At 71.6% G+C, this 21,848-nt stretch carries 16 protein-coding genes and 3 pseudogenes; 9 read left to right on the top strand and 10 right to left on the bottom strand.

The window, feature by feature from the left end; genetic code table 11:
* Nucleotides 1-21 precede the first annotated feature (21 nt).
* Nucleotides 22-1,080 (top strand): AMP-binding protein, encoded by a 1,059-nt coding sequence (locus tag ACRAWC_RS11525; protein ID WP_431347848.1) that lies wholly within the window; start codon nucleotides 22-24, stop codon nucleotides 1,078-1,080.
* A gap of 26 nt (nucleotides 1,081-1,106) precedes the next feature.
* Nucleotides 1,107-2,089: pseudogene (locus tag ACRAWC_RS11520) on the top strand (1,4-dihydroxy-2-naphthoate polyprenyltransferase).
* Here the strand turns inward: ACRAWC_RS11520 and ACRAWC_RS11515 are convergent.
* Entirely contained in the window at nucleotides 2,077-2,373 is a 297-nt protein-coding gene (locus ACRAWC_RS11515) for a DUF4229 domain-containing protein (RefSeq protein WP_431347847.1), read from the bottom strand. The pseudogene ACRAWC_RS11520 and the gene ACRAWC_RS11515 sit on opposite strands and share 13 nt — an antisense overlap.
* Before the next feature lie 42 nt (nucleotides 2,374-2,415).
* On the opposite strand from ACRAWC_RS11515, the gene ACRAWC_RS11510 reads away from it, so the two are divergent.
* Nucleotides 2,416-2,769 carry a PLD nuclease N-terminal domain-containing protein gene (locus ACRAWC_RS11510; RefSeq protein ID WP_431347846.1) on the top strand — a complete coding sequence of 118 codons (354 nt, stop codon included), beginning with the start codon at nucleotides 2,416-2,418 and terminating at the stop codon, nucleotides 2,767-2,769.
* Nucleotides 2,762-4,536, top strand: a pseudogene (gene menD / locus ACRAWC_RS11505) (2-succinyl-5-enolpyruvyl-6-hydroxy-3-cyclohexene-1-carboxylic-acid synthase). The gene ACRAWC_RS11510 and the pseudogene menD overlap by 8 nt, the downstream one beginning before the upstream one ends.
* Nucleotides 4,537-4,572: 36 nt before the next feature.
* On the opposite strand, the gene ACRAWC_RS11500 reads toward menD, so the two are convergent.
* On the bottom strand, nucleotides 4,573-5,445 hold the full coding sequence (locus ACRAWC_RS11500; protein ID WP_431347845.1) for a LysM domain-containing protein: 873 nt from the start codon (nucleotides 5,443-5,445) through the stop codon (nucleotides 4,573-4,575).
* A gap of 156 nt (nucleotides 5,446-5,601) precedes the next feature.
* Here ACRAWC_RS11500 and ACRAWC_RS11495 point away from each other — a divergent pair, with 156 nt between their 5' ends.
* Nucleotides 5,602-6,147 (top strand): acyl-CoA thioesterase, encoded by a 546-nt coding sequence (locus ACRAWC_RS11495; RefSeq protein ID WP_431349427.1) that lies wholly within the window; start codon nucleotides 5,602-5,604, stop codon nucleotides 6,145-6,147.
* A gap of 10 nt (nucleotides 6,148-6,157) precedes the next feature.
* On the opposite strand, the gene ACRAWC_RS11490 is transcribed toward ACRAWC_RS11495, so the two are convergent.
* Nucleotides 6,158-7,528 carry an FAD-binding oxidoreductase gene (locus tag ACRAWC_RS11490; protein ID WP_431347844.1) on the bottom strand — a complete coding sequence of 457 codons (1,371 nt, stop codon included), beginning with the start codon at nucleotides 7,526-7,528 and terminating at the stop codon, nucleotides 6,158-6,160.
* Between the two features lie 125 nt (nucleotides 7,529-7,653).
* Here ACRAWC_RS11490 and ACRAWC_RS11485 point away from each other — a divergent pair, with 125 nt between their 5' ends.
* A complete protein-coding gene (locus ACRAWC_RS11485) occupies nucleotides 7,654-8,565 on the top strand; it encodes a DNA-3-methyladenine glycosylase family protein (protein WP_431347843.1) in 912 nt (303 codons plus the stop codon).
* Between the two features lie 26 nt (nucleotides 8,566-8,591).
* On the opposite strand, the gene ACRAWC_RS11480 is transcribed toward ACRAWC_RS11485, so the two are convergent.
* Nucleotides 8,592-9,146: an SRPBCC domain-containing protein gene (locus tag ACRAWC_RS11480; RefSeq protein WP_431347842.1), complete on the bottom strand. Its 555-nt coding sequence runs from the start codon at nucleotides 9,144-9,146 to the stop codon at nucleotides 8,592-8,594.
* 117 nt (nucleotides 9,147-9,263) lie between these two features.
* Entirely contained in the window at nucleotides 9,264-10,850 is a 1,587-nt protein-coding gene (locus ACRAWC_RS11475; protein WP_431347841.1) for a phytoene desaturase family protein, read from the bottom strand.
* Between the two features lie 321 nt (nucleotides 10,851-11,171).
* Between ACRAWC_RS11475 and ACRAWC_RS11470 the strand changes: the two genes are divergently transcribed.
* Entirely contained in the window at nucleotides 11,172-12,683 is a 1,512-nt protein-coding gene (locus ACRAWC_RS11470) for a hypothetical protein (RefSeq protein ID WP_431347840.1), read from the top strand.
* Nucleotides 12,684-12,916: 233 nt separating this feature from the next.
* Here the strand turns inward: ACRAWC_RS11470 and ACRAWC_RS11465 are convergent, their stop codons facing one another.
* Complete coding sequence (locus ACRAWC_RS11465; protein WP_431347839.1) at nucleotides 12,917-13,822, bottom strand: LysR substrate-binding domain-containing protein; 906 nt, start codon at nucleotides 13,820-13,822, stop codon at nucleotides 12,917-12,919.
* A 162-nt stretch (nucleotides 13,823-13,984) separates the two neighbouring features.
* On the opposite strand from ACRAWC_RS11465, the pseudogene ACRAWC_RS11460 reads away from it, so the two are divergent.
* Nucleotides 13,985-17,732: pseudogene (locus tag ACRAWC_RS11460) on the top strand (proline dehydrogenase family protein).
* Nucleotides 17,733-17,757: 25 nt separating this feature from the next.
* Here the strand turns inward: ACRAWC_RS11460 and ACRAWC_RS11455 are convergent.
* Nucleotides 17,758-17,994, bottom strand: a complete 237-nt coding sequence (locus ACRAWC_RS11455) for a hypothetical protein (RefSeq protein ID WP_431347838.1) — start codon at nucleotides 17,992-17,994, stop codon at nucleotides 17,758-17,760.
* 49 nt (nucleotides 17,995-18,043) lie between these two features.
* On the opposite strand from ACRAWC_RS11455, the gene ACRAWC_RS11450 reads away from it, so the two are divergent.
* Entirely contained in the window at nucleotides 18,044-18,892 is an 849-nt protein-coding gene (locus ACRAWC_RS11450) for an aldo/keto reductase (protein WP_431347837.1), read from the top strand.
* Between the two features lie 20 nt (nucleotides 18,893-18,912).
* On the opposite strand, the gene ACRAWC_RS11445 is transcribed toward ACRAWC_RS11450, so the two are convergent.
* The 3 genes from ACRAWC_RS11445 to ACRAWC_RS11435 form a co-directional block, all read right to left on the bottom strand.
* Nucleotides 18,913-20,427 (bottom strand): sensor histidine kinase, encoded by a 1,515-nt coding sequence (locus ACRAWC_RS11445; protein ID WP_431347836.1) that lies wholly within the window; start codon nucleotides 20,425-20,427, stop codon nucleotides 18,913-18,915.
* Nucleotides 20,424-21,158: a response regulator transcription factor gene (locus ACRAWC_RS11440; RefSeq protein WP_431347835.1), complete on the bottom strand. Its 735-nt coding sequence runs from the start codon at nucleotides 21,156-21,158 to the stop codon at nucleotides 20,424-20,426. Before ACRAWC_RS11440 ends, ACRAWC_RS11445 begins: the two co-directional genes overlap by 4 nt.
* Before the next feature lie 168 nt (nucleotides 21,159-21,326).
* The gene (locus ACRAWC_RS11435; protein WP_431347834.1) at nucleotides 21,327-21,764 is read right to left on the bottom strand and encodes an Lrp/AsnC family transcriptional regulator; all 438 of its coding nucleotides are present in this window, start codon (nucleotides 21,762-21,764) and stop codon (nucleotides 21,327-21,329) included.
* Nucleotides 21,765-21,848 lie beyond the last annotated feature (84 nt).

Raw genomic sequence — 21,848 nt, 5'->3', positions numbered from 1 at the left:
GAGGGAACCGGGCCGAAGGACGTGGGACGTGCGGGCGGCGGCTGGCCGCGCGACACGGAGCGGGCTCCGCAGAACGTCGCGCTCGTCATCGAGACGTCCGGCTCGACGGGCGTGCCGAAGCGGGTCGCGCTCTCCGTGGACGCCCTGCTGGCCAGTGCGGCCGCCTCGGCCGGCGCGATGGGTGGTCAGGGACAGTGGTTGCTCGCCCTCCCGGCGCACTATGTCGCCGGAGCGCAGGTGCTGGTCCGTTCGCTGGCGGCGGGAACCGAGCCCGTCGTCTACGGCGAGGGGCACTTCGATCCACTGCGGTTCGCGGGGCTGGCCGGCGAGCTGACCGACGGCCTTCGCTACACGTCGCTCGTACCCGTGCAGCTCGCACGGCTGGTCGACGCGGCCGAGGGCGGCGCCCGGGAGGTCGGGAGAGCGTTGCGCAGGTTCGACGGCATCCTCGTCGGCGGGCAGGCGCTCGACCATCGCCTGCGCGAGCGGGCCGAAGCGCTGGGGGCGCGGCTCCTGGCGACGTACGGGTCGAGCGAGACGGCGGGCGGCTGCGTCTACGACGGGGTGCCGATCGGCCCGACCGTGGTGCGGGAGGTGGACGGCCTGCTCGAGATCAGCGGGCCGACGCTCGCAGAAGGCTACCTCGGCGACCCCGAGCGGACGGACGCCGTGTTCCATCAGGAGGACGGCGTCCGGTGGTATCGCACGGGTGACCTCGGGGAAGTGCGCGACGGGCGCGTGGCCGTGCACGGGAGGTCGGACAACGTCATCATCTCGGGTGGCGAGAAGGTGCTGCTCGACGCCGTCGAGCGACTCGTCCGCTCGTGGGACGGCCTCGAAGACGCGGTCGTCGTCGCGGCCGAGGACACGCGCTGGGGGCAGGTCCCGGTCGTCGTCACGACAGGCCGTGCCGAGCTCGCGGCGCTCCGGAGCGCGATCGCCGAACGGCTCGGGCGCGCAGCCGCGCCGGCCCGGATCGTGACCGTCGCCGAGCTCCCGCACCTCAGCAGCGGCAAGCCCGACCGGGTCGCTGCCGCGCGGCTGGCGCGTGGCGACACGGTCGAACGGCCTGGGGGATAGCGGTTGTTGTTACGATTCGCACTGTGATGAGCCAGAACAACCCTCGAATGCAGCGGATGGCGCCACCCCCGGCGCGCGGGCCTCGTGGCGGCAGGAGCGCACGCCCTGGCGCCAAGGCCTCCGCCGTCCGTCCGGCCACGGCAGCGGACTGGATCGCCGGCGCGCGACTGCGAACGCTCCCGCTCGCTGTCGCTCCCGTGCTCATCGGTGTCGGTGCGGCGAAGGTGATCGAAGGCGCGGGCATCTGGCACCCGATCCGCTCGCTGCTCTGCTTGGCGGTCGCCGTGCTGCTCCAGATCGGCGTCAACTACGCCAACGACTACTCCGACGGCATCCGCGGCACGGACCAGTACCGGGTCGGGCCCGGGCGCCTCACCGGTTCGGGCAAGGCTGCGCCCAAGAAAGTGCTGACGGTCGCGCTCACGTTCTTCGGGCTCGCTGCGGTCGCGGGACTCGTCCTCGTCCTGCTCACGCAGCTCTGGTGGGTGCTCATCGTCGGGGCCGCGGCCATCGCGGCCGCGTGGTTCTACACGGGGGCAAGCGTCCCTACGGCTACTACGGGCTCGGCGAGGTGTTCGTCTTCGTCTTCTTCGGGCTGGTCGCGACGGCGGGAACGACCTACATGCTGGCCAAGACGGTCAACCAGGAGGCCTGGCTCGGCGGCGTCATCGCCGGACTGATCGCGTGCGCGGTGCTCATGGTCAACAACATCCGCGACATCGAGCCCGACCGGCTCGCCAAGAAGCGGACGCTCGCCGTCCTGCTCGGCAACACCGCGTCGCGGATCGTGTTCTGCGTTTTCCTGCTCGTGCCGTTCGGCATCCTCGCGGTGCTGGCGCTGTTCTACCCGTTCGCGTGGTTCGGGATGTTCGCGCTGCTCGCCGCGCTGCCGGCCTGCGTCATCACGCTGTTCGGCAGGTCGCCTCGCGAGCTCATCACCGCGCTGCAGCTCACCAGCCTCACCGGGCTGCTCGTGGCGATCGCGCTCGGCGCGGCCTACGCCTTCTGACCGGGAGCGTTCCGACCGTGCGCCTGCGCGGCGTCGATCGCGTCGTCCTCGGCGTCGTCCGCTGACGGAGCCGGCTTGTCGCGGTGGCGCGCCGCGTACAGGTCGGACGCGACGGCGTGACGCTGCTTGGCGAGCAGGATGTACGAGAGGCACAGTCCGATCAGTGCTGCGGCGATGACCGACGCGTACCAGACGATGCCGAGCAGAAGCAGGATCGCGAGCGGCACCGCGAACAGCACCAGGCGCAGCACGGTGTAGGTCAACCAGGAGGGAATCCGCTTCACCCTCCCAGCTTAGGCAGGCCTCCTGAGAGTTACGATGTAGCCATGGTTCGCCTCTGGATAGTCCTCGGCGTCGCAGCCGCGGTTTTCTACATCTATTCGGTGGCAGACTGCGCTCTCTTCGACCGTTCCAGGGTGCGTGGCCTACCCAAGCCCGTGTGGGTGCTCGTCATCGTCCTGTTCCCGATCATCGGCGGGATCCTCTGGTTCCTGATCGGCCGCGGCCGACGACGCGCGGAGGTCGCCCGCAGGGTCAGCGCCCCCGACGACGACCCCGCGTTCCTCGGTAAGCTCCGGATCGACCACGACCAGGAGGAGCGCATCCGCCGGCTCGAGAAGGAGCTGGCCGACCTCGACGACAACGGTCCCGACGACCAGACCGGCCGACGGGATGGGTGACCCGCGGGTCTCGGAAGAGCCCGCGGAGGTGGAGGCGACCGGCAACCCGGCGACCGACTACGCGCTCGCGCTCCTCGCCGGCTTCGTGGAGGCCGGGGTCGCCGACATCGTCGTGAGCCCCGGATCGCGATCGCAGGCGCTCGCGCTCGCCGCGGCCGAGCTCGAACGTGCGGGGGCCGCGCGGCTGCACGTGCGGATCGACGAGCGCGTCGGCGGCTTCCTCGCGCTCGGGCTGACCCGCGAGACCGGCGCCCCGACGGTGATCGTCACGACCAGCGGCACGGCGACCGCGAACCTCCATCCGGCCGTGCTGGAGGCCCACGAGGCCGCCATCCCGATGATCGTCGTCACGGCCGACCGGCCGAGCGAGCTGCGCGGCATCCGCTCCAACCAGACAACGCGCCAGGACGGCCTCTACGGGACCGTCGTGCGTGCCAGTCACGATGTCACGGCGCCCGTGGGCGCGGACGGCGAGCCCGAGGAGGCGCGGGCGCTCGCGCGTTCCGCCGTCGAGGAGGCTGTGGGCGCAGCGACTGCGGATCCCGGGCCGGTGCACCTCAACGTCGGATTCCGCGAGCCGCTGTCGGTCGCGGTTCCGCCCGTCGGGGGACTCGTTCGCGGCGCCCTGCCCGCGACGGCCGGACCGGCGGCGCTGGGCCGGGAGGTCGTCGAGTTGGCCGGCGGCCCGCTCACGGTCGTCGTCGCCGGCGCGGACGCCGGGGCCAAGGCCGCCGAGCTCGCCCGCACGGGCGGTTACCCGCTGCTCGCGGAGGTGTCGAGCGGCGCCCGGTTCGGGCCGGAACTGGTGGTCGCTTACCGCGAGCTGCTCCGGGACGAGTCCTTCGGCGGTCGGGTCGAGCGGGCCGTCGTGTTCGGGCATCCCACGCTCAGCCGCGAGGTCCCCGCCTTGCTGATGCGAGACGACGTCGAGGTGCTGGTCGTCGCGCCGACCGGCCGCGAGGCGTACAACCCGGGCCGGCGCGCCAGGGTCGTGGGGGTGTCAGGGCACCCGCAGGCGTCGACCTGCGCAGCCCTGAGGTGCGCTCGTGGGTCGGGAGCTGGGTCTTCGCGAGCCGGCGCCTGACGGAGGAGGTCGAGCGCGCCGCAGACCCGACCGCCTCAGCCCCCGACGTCGAGAAGGCGCGCTCGTACGAGCCGGCCGACGCGCTCGCGTTCGCCCGCGCCGAGCTCGCCGCGGTCCGCGCGCCGATCACCCGGCCGCTGCTGGCGGAGGCGCTCTGGCGCTACACGTGGCCGCACGACCGGCTCGTGCTGGGAGCGTCCCGCCTCATCCGCGACGCCGACCGGCTGGTGCCGGGGAAGAAGATCGCGGTGCACTCCAACCGCGGGCTCGCGGGCATCGACGGGACGATCGCGACGGCCACGGGCATCGCGCTCGCCGCCGAGGCGCGGGCGAGGCAGGTCGGCGCCGCCGCGGGCGTCACGCGCGTGCTCCTCGGCGACCTCGCGCTGCTGCACGACGTGGGTGCGCTGCTCGGCGGGGCCGGGGAGGCGCGCCCGCACCTCCAGGTCGTGGTCGGCAACGACGGCGGCGGGACGATCTTCGACGGGCTGGAGGTCGCCGCGACCGCGCCGGTCGAGGCGTTCGACCGGGTGCTGTACACACCGCAAACGGTCGACCTGTCGTCGCTCGCGCGCGCGTACGGCTGGGAGTACGCGGTCGCGCGCACCAAAGGCGAGCTCGACCAGGCGCTGTCGGCGCCGCCGGCCGGGCCGAGCATCCTCGAGGTGCCGCTGCCTCGCTGAGCCGCCCGACCGTGGGGGCCGGCGGTGCGAGTCTCCCTACAGGCTGTCCGGGTCCAGGTTCAGCGCCGTCGACGCGAGCAGATACTGATTGCCGCCGTCGCCCGGCAGGTCCGGGTTGAGCCAGAGGAGCCACTCCACCGGGATCCCGAAACGCTCCGCGACCGCCGTGGTCGTGTCTCCCTCTGCGACCTCGTAGCGTCTCGGGGCGCCGCTCGCGGTCGTCGCCGTCACGGCGCCGGCAGCGTTGGGCCGGGCTCCGGAGTCGACCGGGTGCACGTTCGACGCGCGGACCGGCACCGACCAGCGGACCGTGTCCACCGCGAGCACCTTGTCCGGGCCGAGCTCCTGCGGGACGCCGTCGAACGACGTAGCGGAGGAGTACGTGACGAGCGTGCCGAGATAGGACGGCTGGCCGGCGCCGCCCAGCAGCGCCGTGGAGGCCGCGGCAGGGGCGGAGGTGGGGCCGCCGAGCTGATGGTCCCCGACGCCGTGGTAGGTCAGGCCGTCGCCCACGCGCGGTGCGATGTCGATGAAGGTGACCGACACCGGGACGGGGACGGTCGAGGTGAAGTTCGAGTATTGCGCCGAGTAGGTGTTGTCCCCGTTCGAGACCACCCGGTAGTGGAAGTGGATGCTGCCCTTGGGCGACGCGACGCTCGCCTCCGCGACCACAGTGCCGGCCGGGACCGACGTCAGCGTGGGTGCGGGAACCGGCGTGGGGGTGGGGGTGGGGGTGGGGGTCGGGGTCGGCGTCGCGGTGCCGTAGCTGCGATCGTCCGCCATCGGAGTCGTGGTCGGCTTCGGCGTCCGCGAGTGCGTGGGCGCAGAGCCGGGTCCGCCTCCGCCCGCGAACAGCGCGCAGCCGGCGAGCAGGGAGACGACGGCGACGCTTGACGCCGCCGCGGCCACCGTCCGTCGAGCGCGTGCGCGAGCGCCCTTCGACGCAGTGAGACCCCGGAATATTCGATTCAGCACGATTTCCCCTCGCAGAACCCTAGCGGGCTTGGAGAGGGTCCACAACGAAGATGAGGGGGCTTGGCGTATCACTAACATGACCGCGTGCACATGATCTTCCGGACGATGCTCCACGCGTTCCTCTCCCGGTTCGGCGCGCGCCTGGGCCACTGGGATGTGGCGCGCACCCGCTTCCGGGTGCTGCCGACGGACCTCGACATCCTCAAGCACATGAACAACGGGGTGTACCTGTCGATCGCCGATATCGGACGGTTCGACTTGCTGCGCAGGAACGGCGTCTGGGCGATCTTCGAGCAGCGCGGCTGGTATCCGGTGGTCGCGTCGGAGACGATCTCGTTCCGCAAGTCGCTGGAGCTCTGGCAGAGCTTCGTGGTCGAGTCGCGCATCCTCGGGTTCGACGAGAAGGCCGTCTACGTCGAGCAGCGGTTCACGGTCGACGGCGAGATCTACACCCAGGCGTTCATCCGCGGCCGTTTCCTGAAGCGCGGCGGGGGTGTCGTCTCCATCGAGGAGCTGTTGGAGGCCGTCGGCCCGGCGCCGACCGACGTCAGCGTCCCGGAGTGGCTGCTCGAGTGGGGCTCGGACGCCGCGCTGCCCTCCACGCGCGCGGATGCGCCGAGCGTCTGGGCCGAGTGAGCCCGGCCGCTCAGGCCGGACCGAACGCGAAGACACGTTCCGGGTCGTACGTGGCGCGCACCTCGGTGAGCCGGGCGCTCACATCGGCCGGCCAGGAGCCCGCGAACGTGGCCTGGTCGGTCAGGTCGGCCGCCCAGTTGACGTTGGTGACCGCGGAGATGCGGTGCTCCAACGCGCGGGTGATCGCCTCGGCCGCCGCGGGCGCGGTGGTGCCGAAGGTCGCGGGATCGGCGGCGATGGCGCTCAGGGTGTAGCCGCTGGCGCGTCCGCCCACCGCCGTTCCGTCGTCGGTGTCGCGCCCGGCGGCGCCGCCGAGCTGCCGGATCTCCAGGGCGAGGAACGGCGAGTCCACCCGCGGCCCGGCGACGTCGAACAGTGCATCACCGTCAGCGGCGTCGAGGTCGTCGAGCATGAAGCCGCGGATCCAGGCCGGCGAGCCCTCCTCGGGGTCGTTGTGGATGGTCGCGACCGCGGTGGTCGGGATCACTCCCACGAAGTCGAGGAAGATCGGCGCGGCGGCCCGGATGGGCGCGAACAGACGCTCGCCGTCCGCGGCGTCGCCGGGATAGGCGAACCGGACGCTGAGAACCGTGCGCCCGCGCAGTGGCGGCGGTGGCCCGTCGACGTCCGGCACGCGCAGCAGCACGACGGAGGTCGTGGCCTCCTCGCCGAGCGAGCCCGCCCAGTCGACCCAGGCGCGGAAGGCCGGCTCGATCGCGTCGCCTTCGAAGAACACGCTGCCCGCGTAGAGAGTGGTGAGCGGCACCAGCTCCAGCGTCATCTCGGTGACGACCCCGAGGCCGCCCTTGCCGCCGCGGAGTGCCCAGAACAGCTCGGGGTGCGAGTCGGCGTCGGCCGTGACGACCTCGCCGTCCGCGGTGACGACGCGGAAGCCGCGCACCCAGTCGGCGGTGAAGCCGTGCGTGCGGGCCAGCGGTCCGAGGCCCCCGCCGAGGGTGTAGCCGACCGCGCCGACGCTGGTCGACGACCCGGTGACCGGGGCCAGCCCGAACTCGGCCGCCGCGGCGATGACAGGAGCCCAGCGGACTCCCGCGCCCAGCCGGACGAGCCGGGTCGCGTCATCGACGTCGATCGTGTCGAGCGCGCGGGTGGAGACGATGAGGCCGCCGACGATGGCGGACTCGGAGCCGTGGCCGGTGGCCTGGACGCGCACGGGAAGGCCCTGCTCGCGGGCGAAGCGCACCGCCTCCGCGACGTCCTGCTCGTCGGCGACGGCGACCACCACGTCCGGGTCGTGCCGGACGGTGGGATTGAAACAGACGACTTCGGCGGCGAGCCCGTCGTCGCCGCGCAGGTAGACGGTTCCGTGGACGCGGTCGCGGAGGCGCGCGACGGCGTCGGCTTCGATGTGGATCCCCATGAGGAGAAGCTAGGGGAATCCACCGACAGGCGACCAGACCCGTCCTCGGCGCCACGGTCAGCCGCGTGACGTAGCATGCCGTGCATGACCGCCGTGCTCCCCGCCGACGCCCCTCCGGGCGGCCCGTGGAGACCGTGTACCGTCCGGAGGGGCCGCTCGACCTGTCCGGCACGCTGGGCCAGCTCGGCCGCGGGCCGTACGACCCGACGACCACCTGGGACCTCGGCGGGATGTGGCGCACCTGGCGCACACCGGAGGGGCCGGCGACCCTGCGCGTCCTCCGGCCCGCGCCCGACGGCAGCATGGCGGCCGCGGCGTGGGGCCCGGGCGCGCACTGGGTGATCTCCGCGGTGCCCGGGCTGCTCGGCCGCGGCGACGACTGGTCGGGCCTCGACGTCGCCTCGCACCCGCTGCTGAGGCAGAGCCTCCACCGCAACCCGGGCCTCCGGCTGACGCGCACGGGGCTCGTGCTGGAGGCGCTGCTCCCCGCGATCATCGAGCAGCGCGTCACCAGCCTGGAGGCCTACCGGTCGTGGGCGCGGCTGCTGCGCTGGTACGGCGAGCCGGCTCCCGGCCCTGCGCCCGAGGGGATGCGGGTGGTGCCGACGCTCCAGCAGTGGCGCGGCATCCCGTCGTGGGACTGGCACCGCGCCGGGGTGGACCCGCGGCGCGCGCGTGCCGTCCAGGCGGTGCTCGTGCTGGCGCCGTCGCTGGAGCGCGCGATCGGATCCGCCGCTACCCTCGACGCCGCGGAGACCGCCCTCCGCACCATCTCAGGCGTCGGTCAGTGGACCGCGGCCGAGACCCTGCAGCGCTCGCACGCCCATCCCGACCTGGTCAGCGTCGGCGACTACCACCTGGCGCATCAGGTGGGTGAGGCCCTCACCGGCTCGCGCGTGGACGACGACGGGATGCTCGAACTCCTGGAGCCGTGGCGCGGCCATCGTCAGCGCGTCGTGCGGCTGATCCTGGCCAGCGGGTTCCGGTTCCAGCGCCGGGGACCGCGCGTGTCCCTCCAGGACCACCGCTGGCACTGAGCGGGGCCGGCGCGACGCCGGAGCGCTCAGCCGGTGGTGCCGTCCCGCTGCGCGAGGAGGTGCTCGGCGCGGATGTCGTGGTCGAGTTCGCGGCACAGCGTCTCGTAGTGATCGCGCATCGCCGGGTAGTAGTCGTCCCAGTTCGGCAGCGGCTTGCCGTTGTGCGCAGCGACGAGGCGGTCGAGGTAGTAGTCCCACCCGATGCAGTAGTCGGCCGAGGTGCCGATCGCGCGCAGCCGCTGGCCGAAGGTGACGGTCGTGTGGCCGCTGGCCTCCGTCAGGTGCACGAACATCACGAGCGAGTCGGGGGCCTTGCCGACGTCGACGTGGAGGCGGTGCGGGGCGTCGCAGAGCATGACGGCCACGTTCTGCCACTCGGCGTCGTCGCCCTCCGCGTTCATCCGGAACTTGACGGCGCCGGTCGAGCCCGTTCCGGTGTACTCGCCGATCCACTCGGCGAGCCGAGGCGATCTGCTGAAGTACGTCCACACCTCCTCGATCGGAGCTTTGAAGATGCGGTCGAGCACCACGTACACTCCGTCGTCCTTGCGTACGAGTCGTCCTGTCGGCTGCGGCATCATGATGACCTCCTGCAGAGTCCCCCTCGTGCTCCACACACTAGTCACCGGTTCCCGATTCCGGCAGGGGCCACGCCTGGGCGTCGTGTGCGAGTCCTTCCAGTCCTCGCAGGCGCCGGATCAGCCCTCCAGGACCGCCATCGCCGCGTTGTGGCCGCCGAGCCCGCTCACCGCGCCGCCGCGGCGGGCTCCCGATCCGCAGAGCAGGATGCGCCCGTGCCGGGTCGCGACGCCCCAGCGCTCGGCCGGCGTGCGCAGATCGTCGCCGTCCTCGGCGAACGGCCAGGACAACGGGCCGTGGAAGATGTTGCCGCCCGGCATGTTGAGAGCGTGCTCGAGGTCGCGGGTGGTCTTCGTCTCGATGCACGGGTTGCCGTCGCCGTCCGTGAGCAGGAGGCCCTCGATCGGCTCGGCCAGCACCGAGTTCAGGGAGGCGAGCACGGCGTCCTGGAGCCGCTGGCGGGTTGCGTCGTTGTTGGCCTCGGTCAGCCAGCGGTCGGGGGTGTGCAGGCCCAACACCGTGATGGTGTGCGCTCCGCTCTCGGCGAGCTCGGGGTCCAGGATGCTCGGGTCCGCGAGCGTGTGGCAGTAGATCTCGCACGGCAGCAGCTCCGGCATCACGCCGCGCAGCATCCCGTCGTGCGCGGACTCGAGTTGGGTCAGCGTCTCGTTGATGTGGAACGTGCCGCCGAACGCGGCCGCGGGGTCCACCGAGGCGTCGCGCAGCTTCGGAAGCCGCTTCAGGAGGAGGTTGACCTTGACCTGAGCGCCCTCGGCGCGCGTGCGGGGCGGGTCCGCGGGCTCGCCCAGGAGGCCGTCGAGCACGTCGGGGGCGACGTTGACGAGCACGGTGCTGCCGTCGACGCGGCGCTCGTGGCCGTTGCGCGTGTAGGAGACGGAGCCGTCCGGGCTCATGGAGGTGACCTCTGCGCCGGTGACGATGCGTGCGCCGGCCTCGCGGGCGACCCGGGCGAGCTCGCCGGTGACGGAGCCCATGCCGCCGACCGGGACGTCCCACTCGCCGGTGCCCTGACCGATCACGTGGTACAGGAAGCAGCGGTTCTGGGAGAGGTCGGGGCTGTCGACGCTGGCGAAGGTGCCGATCAGCGCGTCCGTCGCCGCGACGCCGCGGACGAGGTCGTTCCGGAGGCGCGACTCGATGAAGCCGCCGATCGGGCGCTCGATGAGCGCGTCCCACAGCTCGTCGTCGCCGACGAGGGCCTTCGCTTCGCTGCGGGTGAGCAGGGGTTCGGTGACGGTCGGCCAGAGCGCGCGGGCCACGGCGCCCGTCGACTCGTAGAAGCGGTCGAACGCCTCGGCGTCCTCGGCGGCGCCGATCCGGGCGAAGGACGCGGCGGTGGCCTCCGCGTCGGTGTTGTCGATGAGGAGGCCGGCGCCGTCGGGGTCGCCGGGAACGGGCGTGTAGGAGGAGTACCGTCGCCGGGCCAGCCGGATGTCGAGGCCGAGGTCGTCGATGATCCGCTGCGGCAGAAGGCTGACGAGGTAGGAATACCGCGACAGCCGGGCCTCCACGCCGGGGAACGCTTGGGCGCTGACGGCGGCGCCGCCGACGTCGTCCAGTCGTTCGAGCAGGATGACGCTGCGTCCTGCTTTGGCGAGGTAGGCGGCGGCGGTGAGGCCGTTGTGCCCGCCGCCGACGATCACGACATCGTGGCTCGCGGCGGGGGCGGATACGGGTTCGGTCATGGCTTCGAGCTTATGAGGGGCGCTGGAGTTCTGGAAGGCACGGGCGCGGCTCACGCGGATTTATGTGCCGGTCCCGGAGCCGTTGTGATCGTGCTCAGCGCCATGTGATCGTGCGCAGCCCGACGCAAGCGCGTCCAGGGTTACGGGATGCGCTCGGGCTCGGGCTCGGTGACCTTCACCCGGGGAGCGAACACCGGCACTCGCCTCGTCGTCCGCCCCGCTAGCATTAGAGTGTCAAGTGCCAGAGGCTAGATGTGTCGGCTCGAGAAGGCCTCCGCCCAGGGCGTAGAAAACCGGATAAATCTAGTATAATAATGGTTTATGCTGAACGATGACATCTTGACGTTCCGTCGCCAGTTCCTCCTTACATCGGGAAAGACGGACGAACTTCCCGGCTGGCCGGTAGTTTCCGTGCCGGGGCATACCCTCTACAGCCACCCCGAACTCGGTGTCACGGTACATGAGGACAACGAGTCGGGTGTTGTCCTGCTGCTCCTCGGCTATGCCATCGACCGCGACCGGCCCCGGGCCCGGGATGCCGACATCCTCGCGACTCTCGCCACCGCGCGCCGGGAGGGACGATTCTGGCCGGTCTTCTCCGACCTGTCCGGCCGCTTCGTGCTATTCGTCTTCGACGGCGACGAGATCGAGGCGATGCACGATCCCTGCGGGCTGCGGGCCGCGGAGTACACCTACGTCGACGGGTTCCACGTTGCCTCCCAGTCGAACCTGCTTTCCCTTGTCGCGTCGGTCGCCCGCGGCAAGCGTTACCAGCAGTACATCACCTCGTACTACGGCATCAACGTCCGCGAGGACCACCTGACCGCCGACACCACTCTGTTCGACGACGTCGACCGGCTGACTCCGAACCACGTGCTGAAGGTCGGCGAGCGCAGACAGGAGCGGTACTGGCCGGTCGAGCCTTTGCGCATCGGCGGCTCGGCGACCAAAGACGTCGCGGCGGAGGCTCTCGGGATGCTGCGCGCGTCGATCGCTGCGGCCAAGGAGCGGTTCTCGCTGGCGCTGCCGCTGACGTGTGGCGTGGACTCGCGCTCGCTGCTGTCCGCGGCCAGCACGCAGCTGGACGGGATCTGGACGTACACCATGCTCTACCGGTGGCTTCAAAACGGATCGCCGGACCTCGCCATCCCGCGCTCGATCCTCGGCCGCCTCAACCACGAGCACCACGTCTTCGACGCCAAGACACCGCCCCCGAAGGCGTTCCTGGACCACTACCGGGCGAACTCCCCGATGGCCCACCCGAACGACGCGACCATCGCCTACGGGCTGTCCCGTGCCTTCCCGCCCGGATTCGTCGGGGTCAAGGGCAACATCGCCGAGCTTGTGCGCTGCTACTACAACACCGACGGTCTCCCGCTGGACATCCGCTCGGTCAAGGACATCCTCGACATCATCCCGCACTGGGAAACGGTGCCCTTCATCGTCGAGTCGGTGCAGCGCTGGTACGACGCCAGCATGCCGGTGTCGCGCGAGCTGGGCTGGGACCTGGACCTCCTGTTCCACTGGGAGCACCAGATCGGCACCTGGCAGGCGCAGAGCCAGCTCGAATGGGACATCGCCCAGGAGGTGTTCACCCCATACAACGACCGCCGGCTGCTCACCCGCATGCTCGCGGCGCCCCCGGGCGACCGCATCCCGCCCGTCTACACGCTCTTCCGCGAGCTGATCGCTATGGGCGAGGGTGACCTGCTCCGGGAGCCGATCAACCCGTCTCTCAAGACCGAGACAGCCAGGCGCTTCTTCTGGCGCGCCAGGACTCGCGCGATGCGCGACATGAGGAAGATGCTGCGCCCCTCCTACACCCGCCGGTAGCACGCGGCGGCTGTCCCGCGTGGAAGATCCGTCGTATGCCTTCCGCGATCACTCCGCCCCGCGGTATGCGCGATTGACTCGCGCGCTGAGGATATGCGCCTTGCTGGCAAGCGTCGACGTGCGCTGAGGCCTACTCAATGCTGGTGGCCGCCGCCATTCGTGGCGCGACAGCCTGATCGCGGCGGTCACCACGCCGAGGTCTTCTTTGTGGGAACTGTTTGACTGGCACTCTGCTAGGGCGCGTGCTCCGGCGGCACCGCCTCGGCCAGAGCCCGGCGCGCGGCCACCACGCCGGGGGCCGACGCCGACGACCGCCGCGCCGACGTGAAGATGGTGCGCCGGGGCGACCCGGGGAGGGGGAGGAGCGCGACCTCGGGGCGCGCACCGGCCCACACCAGGTCCGGGAGGAGGCCGACCGCGTTGCCCGACGCGACCAGCCGGATGTGTGTCACCAGGTCGGCCGTCTCGAAGCGCACATCCGGCTCGAAGCCGGCAGCGCGGCAGAGCTGGACGGCCCAGGTGCGCGACACCGTCCCCTCCGGCTCCAGCACCCACGGGAGGTCGGCGGCCTCCGTGAGGGAGCTCGCGCGGACGCGCGCGGTGCGGATGTCCGAGGTGGCGAGGTGGATGCCGTCGGCGGCCAGCACGGTGCGGTCGAGGTCGGCGCGGAGCGGCCTGGTGCTGCCGGGGTACTGCTCGGCGACGGCGAGGTCGAAGTCCCGTGCGGAGACGTCGAAGAGGCCCTGCTCCGGCTCGCGCTCGGTGACCTCCACTCGCAGCTCGGGGTAGTCGCGGGCGAGGGCGGCGACGGCCGCGGGAAGGATGGCGTGGGCCGCGGACTGGAAGACCGCGACCCGGACGACCCCGGCGGCGGTCGCGCTGGAGCCGGCGACGGCGGCCTGCGCCGAGTCGAGCGCGTCGAGGATGGCGGCGGCGCGCTGGGCGAGCAGCTCGCCCTGCGGGGTGAACTGCAGGCGGCGACCGGACTTCACGAGGAGGACGGCGCCGGCCTCCTGCTCCAGCGCGGCGAGCTGCTGGGAGACGGAGGAAGGGCTGTAGGAGAGGGCCGCCGCGACGCCGGTGACCGTGCCGCGGATCCTCAGCTCGTGGAGGAGTCGCAGCCTGCGGATGTCGAGCATGCCAACCATTCGGTCTTGATGAACAATATTGTTCGGAAACGTTCGCTATTGCCGATGATAAACCACGTCGAGAATGTATCCACAGGCATCGGCGACGGCGACTTGTCCACGGATCCCCGGACTTCCCGCGTCGCCCCAGGAGCGAGGAATACAGTCGTGGACATGGTTGAAGACACGGACGACGCGGCCACGCTGCGGACCGAGGCGCCAGGCGCGCCTGTGGCCGGCGCGCACGCCGCCGGCCAGGTGCCGCCCGCCCAACTGGCTCAGGAGGCCGTCGAACTGGTCCGGCGCTGGCTCGCCGAGAGCGCCCGCAGCGGCCAGGACGCCCCGCGCGATCCGGCCGCCGAGCGGTTGGCGGGAGTACTGCGCGACCCGCACGGCCTCGACTTCGCGGTCGGGTTCGTCGACGGTGTGGCCCGTCCGCAGGACCTGTTCGTGGCGGGGTACAACCTCCAGCGTGTCGCCAAGAAGATCCCGGCGTTCCTGCCCTGGTACATGCGCGCCGCCATCTGGCTCGGCGGCGTCTTCGGGCCGGTGATTCCGTGGGTCGTCATCCCGATCGCCCGGCGGGTGCTGCGCGGCATGGTCGGGCACCTCGTCGTGGACGCGACGCCCGAGAAACTCGGGCCCGCCATCGCGCACCTGCGCTCGCCGAACGACCCGGAAGGGCACGGAGCGCGACTCAACCTGAACCTGCTCGGCGAGGCCGTGCTGGGCGAGGAGGAGGCCGCCCGGCGGCTCGAGGGGACCCGCGCGCTCCTGGCCCGTGACGACGTGGACTACGTCTCGATCAAGGTGTCCTCCATCGCCTCCCAGCTCTCGATGTGGTCGTTCGACGAGACGGTCGACCGGGTCGTCGAGCGGCTGACGCCTCTGTACGAGCTGGCCGCGGCCTCGCCGTCGCCCAAGTTCATCAACCTCGACATGGAGGAGTACCGCGACCTCGACCTCACGATCGCGGTCTTCGAGCGCATCCTGAGCCGTCCGGATCTGATCGGGCTGGAGGCGGGGATCGTCCTCCAGGCGTACCTGCCGGACGCGCTCGATGCGCTCCAAGGGCTGACCGAATGGGCGGCGCAGCGTCGCGCCCAGGGCGGCGCGCCCATCAAGGTGCGCGTCGTGAAGGGCGCGAACCTCGCGATGGAGCGGGTGGACGCGGCGATCCACGGCTGGCCGCTCGCGACCTACGGCAGCAAGCAGGCGACGGACACCAACTACAAGCGCGTCCTCGACTGGGCGTTGACGCCGGAGCACACCGACGCCGTCAAGATCGGCGTCGCCGGTCACAACCTCTTCGATGTCGCGTACGCGTGGCTGCTCGCCTCGTACCGCGGCGTCACCGGGCGCATCGACTTCGAGATGCTGCTCGGCATGGCCACGGAGCAGGCCGAGGCCGTCAAACGGACGGTCGGGCAGCTCCTCCTCTACACACCCGTGGTGGACCCGGCGGAGTTCGATGTCGCGATCTCGTACCTCATCCGCCGCCTGGAGGAGAACGCCAGCCCGGAGAACTTCATGTCGGCCGTGTTCGAGCTCGGCTCGGATCGCGGACTGTTCGACCGGGAACGGGATCGCTTCCTCGCGTCGGTCGCGGAGCTGACGGCGGACGCCGCGCCGCGCGGCGCGGCTCCTGTACCCAGCCGGCAGCAGGACCGCTCGCGAGAGTGGGAGCAGGAGACGGCGGAGTCGTTCACGCGGCCGCCCGCGGTCGACGCGGAGGCGCCGCTCAGTGGTGCCACCGGCGCGGGCGGACCGGCCGAGCAGGGGCTGACCAGCGTCGTGCTCGGACTCACCCGGGGGCCGGCGGCATCACGCTGGAGCCGCCGGCGGCATCGCCTGCCGTCCCGGGCGCCGCCGCGACCGGATTCCAGAATACTGGATTCCAGAACACTGCGGACACCGACCCGTCGCTCGCGGCGAACCGCGCGTGGGGGCGGCGCATCCTGGCCCGCTCGGCCACGAGCGACCTGGGCGCGCAGACCATCGCGGCCGCGGAGGTCGTGGACGCCGGTCACCTCGACCGGATCCTGACCGCCGTCCGCTCGTCGGGCGCCGCGTGGGGCACCCGGCCGGGCTCCGAGCGCGGAGCCGCCCTGGACCGGGCGGGGCACGCGCTCGAGGCCAACCGCGATCGCCTGATCGAAGTCATGGCCAGCGAGACAGGCAAGACGATCGCCGAGGCGGACGTCGAGGTGAGCGAGGCGGTCGACTTCGCGCACTACTACGCGTCGCTCGCGCGCGAGCTCGACGCGGTGCAGGGCGCGGTGTTCGTGCCCTCCGCGCTGACGGTCGTCACACCGCCGTGGAACTTCCCGGTGGCGATCCCCTCCGGCGGGGTCCTGGCGGCGCTCGCCGCGGGCAGCGGAGTGGTCATCAAGCCGGCTCCGCAGGCGCGTCGCGCGGCCGCCGTCATGGTCGAGGCGCTGTGGGAGGCCGGCATCCCGCAGGAGCTGCTGGTGCTGGTCGACGTCGCGGAGAACGACCTCGGCCGTCAGCTCGTGGCGGACCCGCGCGTGGACCGCGTCATCCTCACCGGCTCGTACGAGACCGCCAAGCTGTTCCGTTCCTGGCGGCCGGACCTCCCGCTGCTCGCGGAGACCAGTGGTAAGAACGCCATCATCGTCACGCCGAGCGCCGACTACGACCTCGCAGTGGCCGACATCGTGAAGAGCGCGTTCGGCCATGCCGGGCAGAAGTGCTCGGCGGCGAGCCTGGTCATCCTCGTGGGCTCGGCGGCCCGGTCGGAGCGCTTCCGCAACCAGTTGGTGGACGCGACCAGAAGCCTGCGCGTCGGATACCCGCAGGACCCGGTGAGCCAGATGGGGCCGCTGATCGAGCCCGCGTCGGGCAAGCTCCTGCACGCGCTGACCACCCTCGGCGCCGACGAGGAGTGGCTCGTGGAACCGCGCCCGCTGGACGACACCGGCCGGCTCTGGTCTCCGGGCATCCGTACCGGCGTGCAGCCCGGCACCTACTTCCACCTCACCGAGTTCTTCGGGCCGGTGCTCGGGATCATGACCGCGCGCACCCTCGAGGAGGCGATCCGGTTCCAGAACGCGATCGAGTACGGCCTCACGGCCGGCCTCCACTCGCTCGACTCGGACGAACTCGCGCAGTGGCTCGACACGGTCGAGGCCGGCAACCTCTACGTCAACCGCGGCATCACCGGTGCGATCGTGCGACGCCAGCCGTTCGGCGGCTGGAAGCGCTCATCGGTCGGCGCCGGCACCAAGGCGGGCGGCCCCAACTACCTGCTCGGACTCGGCTCCTGGCAGCCCGAGTCCGGCGCGTCCAGTTCCAGCCTCCACCTGCGCGGCCTGGAGCCCCGCGTCCAGGACCTGATCGAATCCGGGCAGTCGTCGATGGACTACCCCGCGTTCGACCTCGTCCGCCGTTCGGCGCTCAGCGACGCCATCGCGGTGGCCACCGAGTACCACCAGGCGAAGGACGTCTCCGGCCTCGGGGTGGAGCGGAACATCTTCCGCTACCGGCCGGTCCCGGTCGCCATCCGGCTCTCGGAGGGCAGCGACCTCCCCGACCTGCTGCGCGTGATGGCGGCGGCCACGGTCGCCCGGTCGGCGTTCACCGTGAGCACGAGCATCGCGCTGCCCCGCGGCACGCAGCAGCTCCTGAAGGCCCGCGAGGTGGAGGTCGTGGTCGAGAGCGACGAGCACTGGCTGTCGCGCGTGCGCAGCCGCCGCATCACGGCCCACCGCATCCGCCTCATCGGCGGCGACCCGGTCGCGCTCGCGACGGCTCTCGGCGGGACGCCGGATGTCGCGATCTACAGCGGCGCGGTCACCCCTCCGGACGGGTCGAAGTGCTGCCGTTCCTCCACGAGCAGGCCATCTCGATCACGAACCATCGCTTCGGCAACCCGACGACGTTCTCGGAAGGGGTGATCTAGGGGCCGAGGGGGACGGCCCAGTCGGCTACTCCTCTTCCTCCTCCAGCTCGAGGAGTTCGTCGGCGGCGTCGGTGTTGCCGAGGGCGGCGAGGCGGCGCAGCTCATCGAGGTCGCCGCGCTCGGCGGCGAGTTCGACCAGTGCGTCGGCGGCGTCCGAGCTGCCGGCGTCCGCGAAGCGGCGCAGTTCCGGGAGGTCCTCGCGCTCGATCGCGGCCTCCACGGCCAGGGCGACGGCGTCGGGGTCCGGGGGTGTGGCGGGCATGGCACTCCTTCCGATGAGCGCCACCTTACCCGGGGCTACGCTGGGTCGCATGACCGAGAATCCGTCCACACCCGCCGTGCCCGCGATCGCTCTCGACTCCGGGACCAGCATCCCGCAACTCGGCCTGGGGACCTGGCCGCTCGACGACGCCGAGGTCGAACGGGCCGTCGTCGCGGCGGCGGAGCTCGGCTACCGGCACGTCGACACCGCGGCCAAGTACGGCAACGAGACCGGCGTCGGGCGCGGCGTGCGCGACAGCGGCCTCCCGCGGGAGGACTGGTTCGTCACGACAAAGCTCGACGGCGGCTACCAGGGCGACGACCGCGCCGTCGCGGGGCTCGACGCGAGCCTCGACCGGCTCGGGCTCGACTACGTCGACCTGCTGCTCATCCACTGGCCGCTGCCCGGTCGCGACCAGTACGTCTCCACCTGGGAGACGTTCATCCGCCTGCAGCAGAGCGGAAAAGCGCGCGCGATCGGCGTCTCGAACTTCAAGCCCGCCCACATCGACCGCCTGATCGCCGAGACCGGCGTGACGCCGGCGATCAACCAGATCCAGCTCAGCCCGGCCATCCAGCGCCGCGAGCAGCGCGCGTACGGGGTGGAGCACGGGATCGTGACCGAGTCGTGGAGCCCGATCGGCGGCTCGGGCGATCTGCTCGCGGCGCCGGTGCTCGCGGAGGTCGCTGCGAAGCACGACCGCAGCGTGGGGCAGATCGTGCTCCGCTGGCACGTCCAGAACGGCCTCGTCGCCATCCCGAAGTCGCGCAACCCCGAGCGGATGGCAGAGAACCTCGCGGTCTTCGACTTCGCGCTCGACGCCGACGACCTCGCAGCGATCGACAGCCTGGACGAGGGGCCCGACGCGGGAGTGGACTCCGACCACACCGGGCACTGACGCGGGCGCGCCGGCCGGCGTCAGACCCGGACGAGCGGCAGCCGCACCGTCACCACGAGGCCGCCGGTCGGCGCGTTCGCGAGCTGGACGGAGCCTCCCGCCGCCCCTGCCAGCGCCGCCACGATCGCCAGGCCGAGCCCACCGCCGCCACCGGCGCGGGAGGTCGTGCGGGCTCCGTCCGCGCGGGTGAAGCGGTCCAAGGCCACCGGGATGAAGTCCTCCGGCATCCCCGGCCCCGAGTCGTGCACGGTGAGCACCACCCAGCCCGCCTCCACGCGCAGCGCGGCGCTCACGACATCCTCCACCGTGGCCGGGCGAGCCTCCCGCGGCACGACTTCGACCGACGTGGCGTCCACCGTATCGCCCGATCGCGGCACCGGCCCGGTGTCCGATCGCGCGTCCCTGCTGCGGATCGCCGTGATCGCGTTCCCGAGGAGGTTGTCCAGGATGCGCCCGAAGTCCGTCGGCGAGAGCGCGACGCGGGCGTCCGCGCTCGGGCGCCGCTTGGGGTCGTACTCGAAGTCCACCGAGATCGAGCCGTCGTCCTCGGCGCTGCTGACCAGGAGCCGCGCGCGGTCGATCGCGTCGGTCAGCTCGTCCACCAGCGTGCGCCAGTCGATCCGGCCGCTGGAGGGGCCGGCCTCGATCCGGGACAGCTCCAGCAGGTTGTTGGCGAGCGTGCCCAGCCGCAGGGCGGTCGAGTGCGAGGAGCGGATGTCGTCGAGCAGCGCGTCCGCATCGCCCGCGTCCAGTTCGGCCAGCTCCAGCTGTCCGCGCAGCACGGCCAGCGGTGTCCGCAGCTCGTGGCTGGCGTCCGACACCATCTGCCGCTCGCGGTCGGCGGACGCGCGGAGGCGACGGATCAGGTCGTTGAGCGTGGTCGCCAGTTCGGAGAGCTCGTCCTGGGCGGGGCCGACGGTCAGCAGCCCGGCGGCGTCGTCGGTCCCTGTCGGCTCCCCGCCGGCGATCCGGTCGGCCTGCTCGCGCATCCGGCTCACCGGTCTGAGCGCCGTGCGGGCCAGCAGCCATGACGCCGCGCCGAAGCCGAAGATGAGCACACCGGCGCCGATCAGCAGCGCGAGGGTGAGGCGGTCGAGGATGAGCGAGGTCGTCTCGTCGTTGCGGGCGGCGACCACGTGCATGGTTCCGCGCTTGGTGATCACGGGCTTCACGAGCACCTCGTAGGTGTCGTCCGCGATCTGCACGGTCGTCGCCGAGGGTGGGAAGGACAGCAGGTGGCCGATCCGGTTCTCGAGCGCCGCCGGCAGCGTGGAGTCGAGGATGACGCCGTTCGCGTCGACGATGGCGAGCTCCTGGCCGCCGCCAGGGAGGTCGAACGGCCCGGACGGGTTCGCCAGCACCGACGCTGCCGGTGCGGTGACGTCGTTGTTGAGGAGGGTGACGGTGGCGTTGTGGAGGATGGAGGACACTCCCACCCGGATGACCACCACCGCGACCAGGCCGAACAGGGTGGCGACGATGAGGCTGCCGATCGTGATGCGCGCGGTGATCGACAGGCGCCGCAGCCAGGTCACGGCGCCGGCGTCTCCGACGTCGTCTTCGCGTCGGCCTTGTCGGCCTTCGACTCCAGTGCGTTCTTCGCGTCGAGCCGGTAGCCGCGGCCGCGCTCGGTCACGATGGACAGGCCGGCCCCGGCCAGGTCGAGCTTCTTGCGCAGGTACGAGACGTACTGGTCGATGACGTTGGTGCCGATGTTGTCCGTCGTGCCCCAGACCGACTCGAGGATGTCGGCGCGCGACAGCGTCTTGTCCGGGTTCGTGGCGAACAGCCGCAGCAGAGTGAACTCCCGGCGGCTGAGCGGCATCTCGTGCCCGGACACCAGCGCCTGGTGCTCGTGCGAGTCGATGGTGAGCCGGCCGACGCTGACCTGCGGCCGCATCCCGCTCGGCTCCCGGCGCAGCAGCGCGCGCACCCGGGCGGCCAGTTCGGCGAACGCGAACGGCTTGGTGAGGTAGTCGTCGGCGCCGGAGTCGAGGCCGTGAACGCGGTCCTCGATGGCGTCGCGCGCGGTGAGGAGCAGGATCGGCATCGGGTTGGCGGCCTCCCGGATGTGCCGGCACAGCTCGAAGCCGCTCATCCCGGGCAGCATGACGTCGATCGCGGCGGCGGAGAACGAGTCCCCGCGGAGCGCGATGAGGGCGTCGACGCCGTTGGTGACCAGGGTGACGTCGTATCCTTCGGCGGCGAGCCCCCGCTCGACGAGGCCTCCCATGTCCGGATCGTCTTCGACAACGAGCAGCTTCATGCGCCCATCGTGCCACTGATCGCCGTGGTCGCGCTCGGATCGGGGCGTCGGACGCTTGACGTCGGCTGAATGTTCTCGCAGAACGGTCGTCAGGTTTCCTCCATCGTGGACGTGAGCGAGCCCACGTCCATGCCGCCGTTCTCGTCGGTCCGCTCGGCCTCCGCGACGTCAGCCGTTGCCGCGGTTGATGAGCCGGGAGAGGACGATCGCGCTGCGGGTGTGGTCGACGTTCGGCGCGAGCCGCACCTTCTCGAGCGCGGCCTCCAGACTCGGGATGTCGCGCGAGCGGATGTGGACGATCGCGTCGGCGCTGCCGGTGACGGTGCCCGCGTCGACCACCTCCGGGACCGCGGAGAGGATGCGCAGCAGCTCCTCGGGCGAGACGGTGCCGCGGCAGAACAGCTCGACGTAGGCCTCGGTGCTCATCCCGTCGATGGCCGGATCCACTTGGATCGTGAAGCCGCGGATGACGCCGTCCGCGACCAGCTTGTCGACCCGGCGCTTGACCGCGGAAGCGGACAGGCCGACGACCCCGCCGATGTCGCCGTAACCGGCGCGTGCGTTCTGACGGAGCAGGTCGAGGATGCTGCGATCAAGGTTGTCCACGGCGCAAGCATACGGTGAATCGTTGCGCGGAGGTGGAGGTTACGCCGAAATCGTGCGCGATCGCGCAACGGATGAGCGCGGCGG

This window comes from Leifsonia sp. L25 (assembly GCF_050632895.1).
The sequence above is the reverse complement of the archived record's forward strand: the minus strand, read 5'-3'. Positions and strand labels throughout refer to the sequence as shown.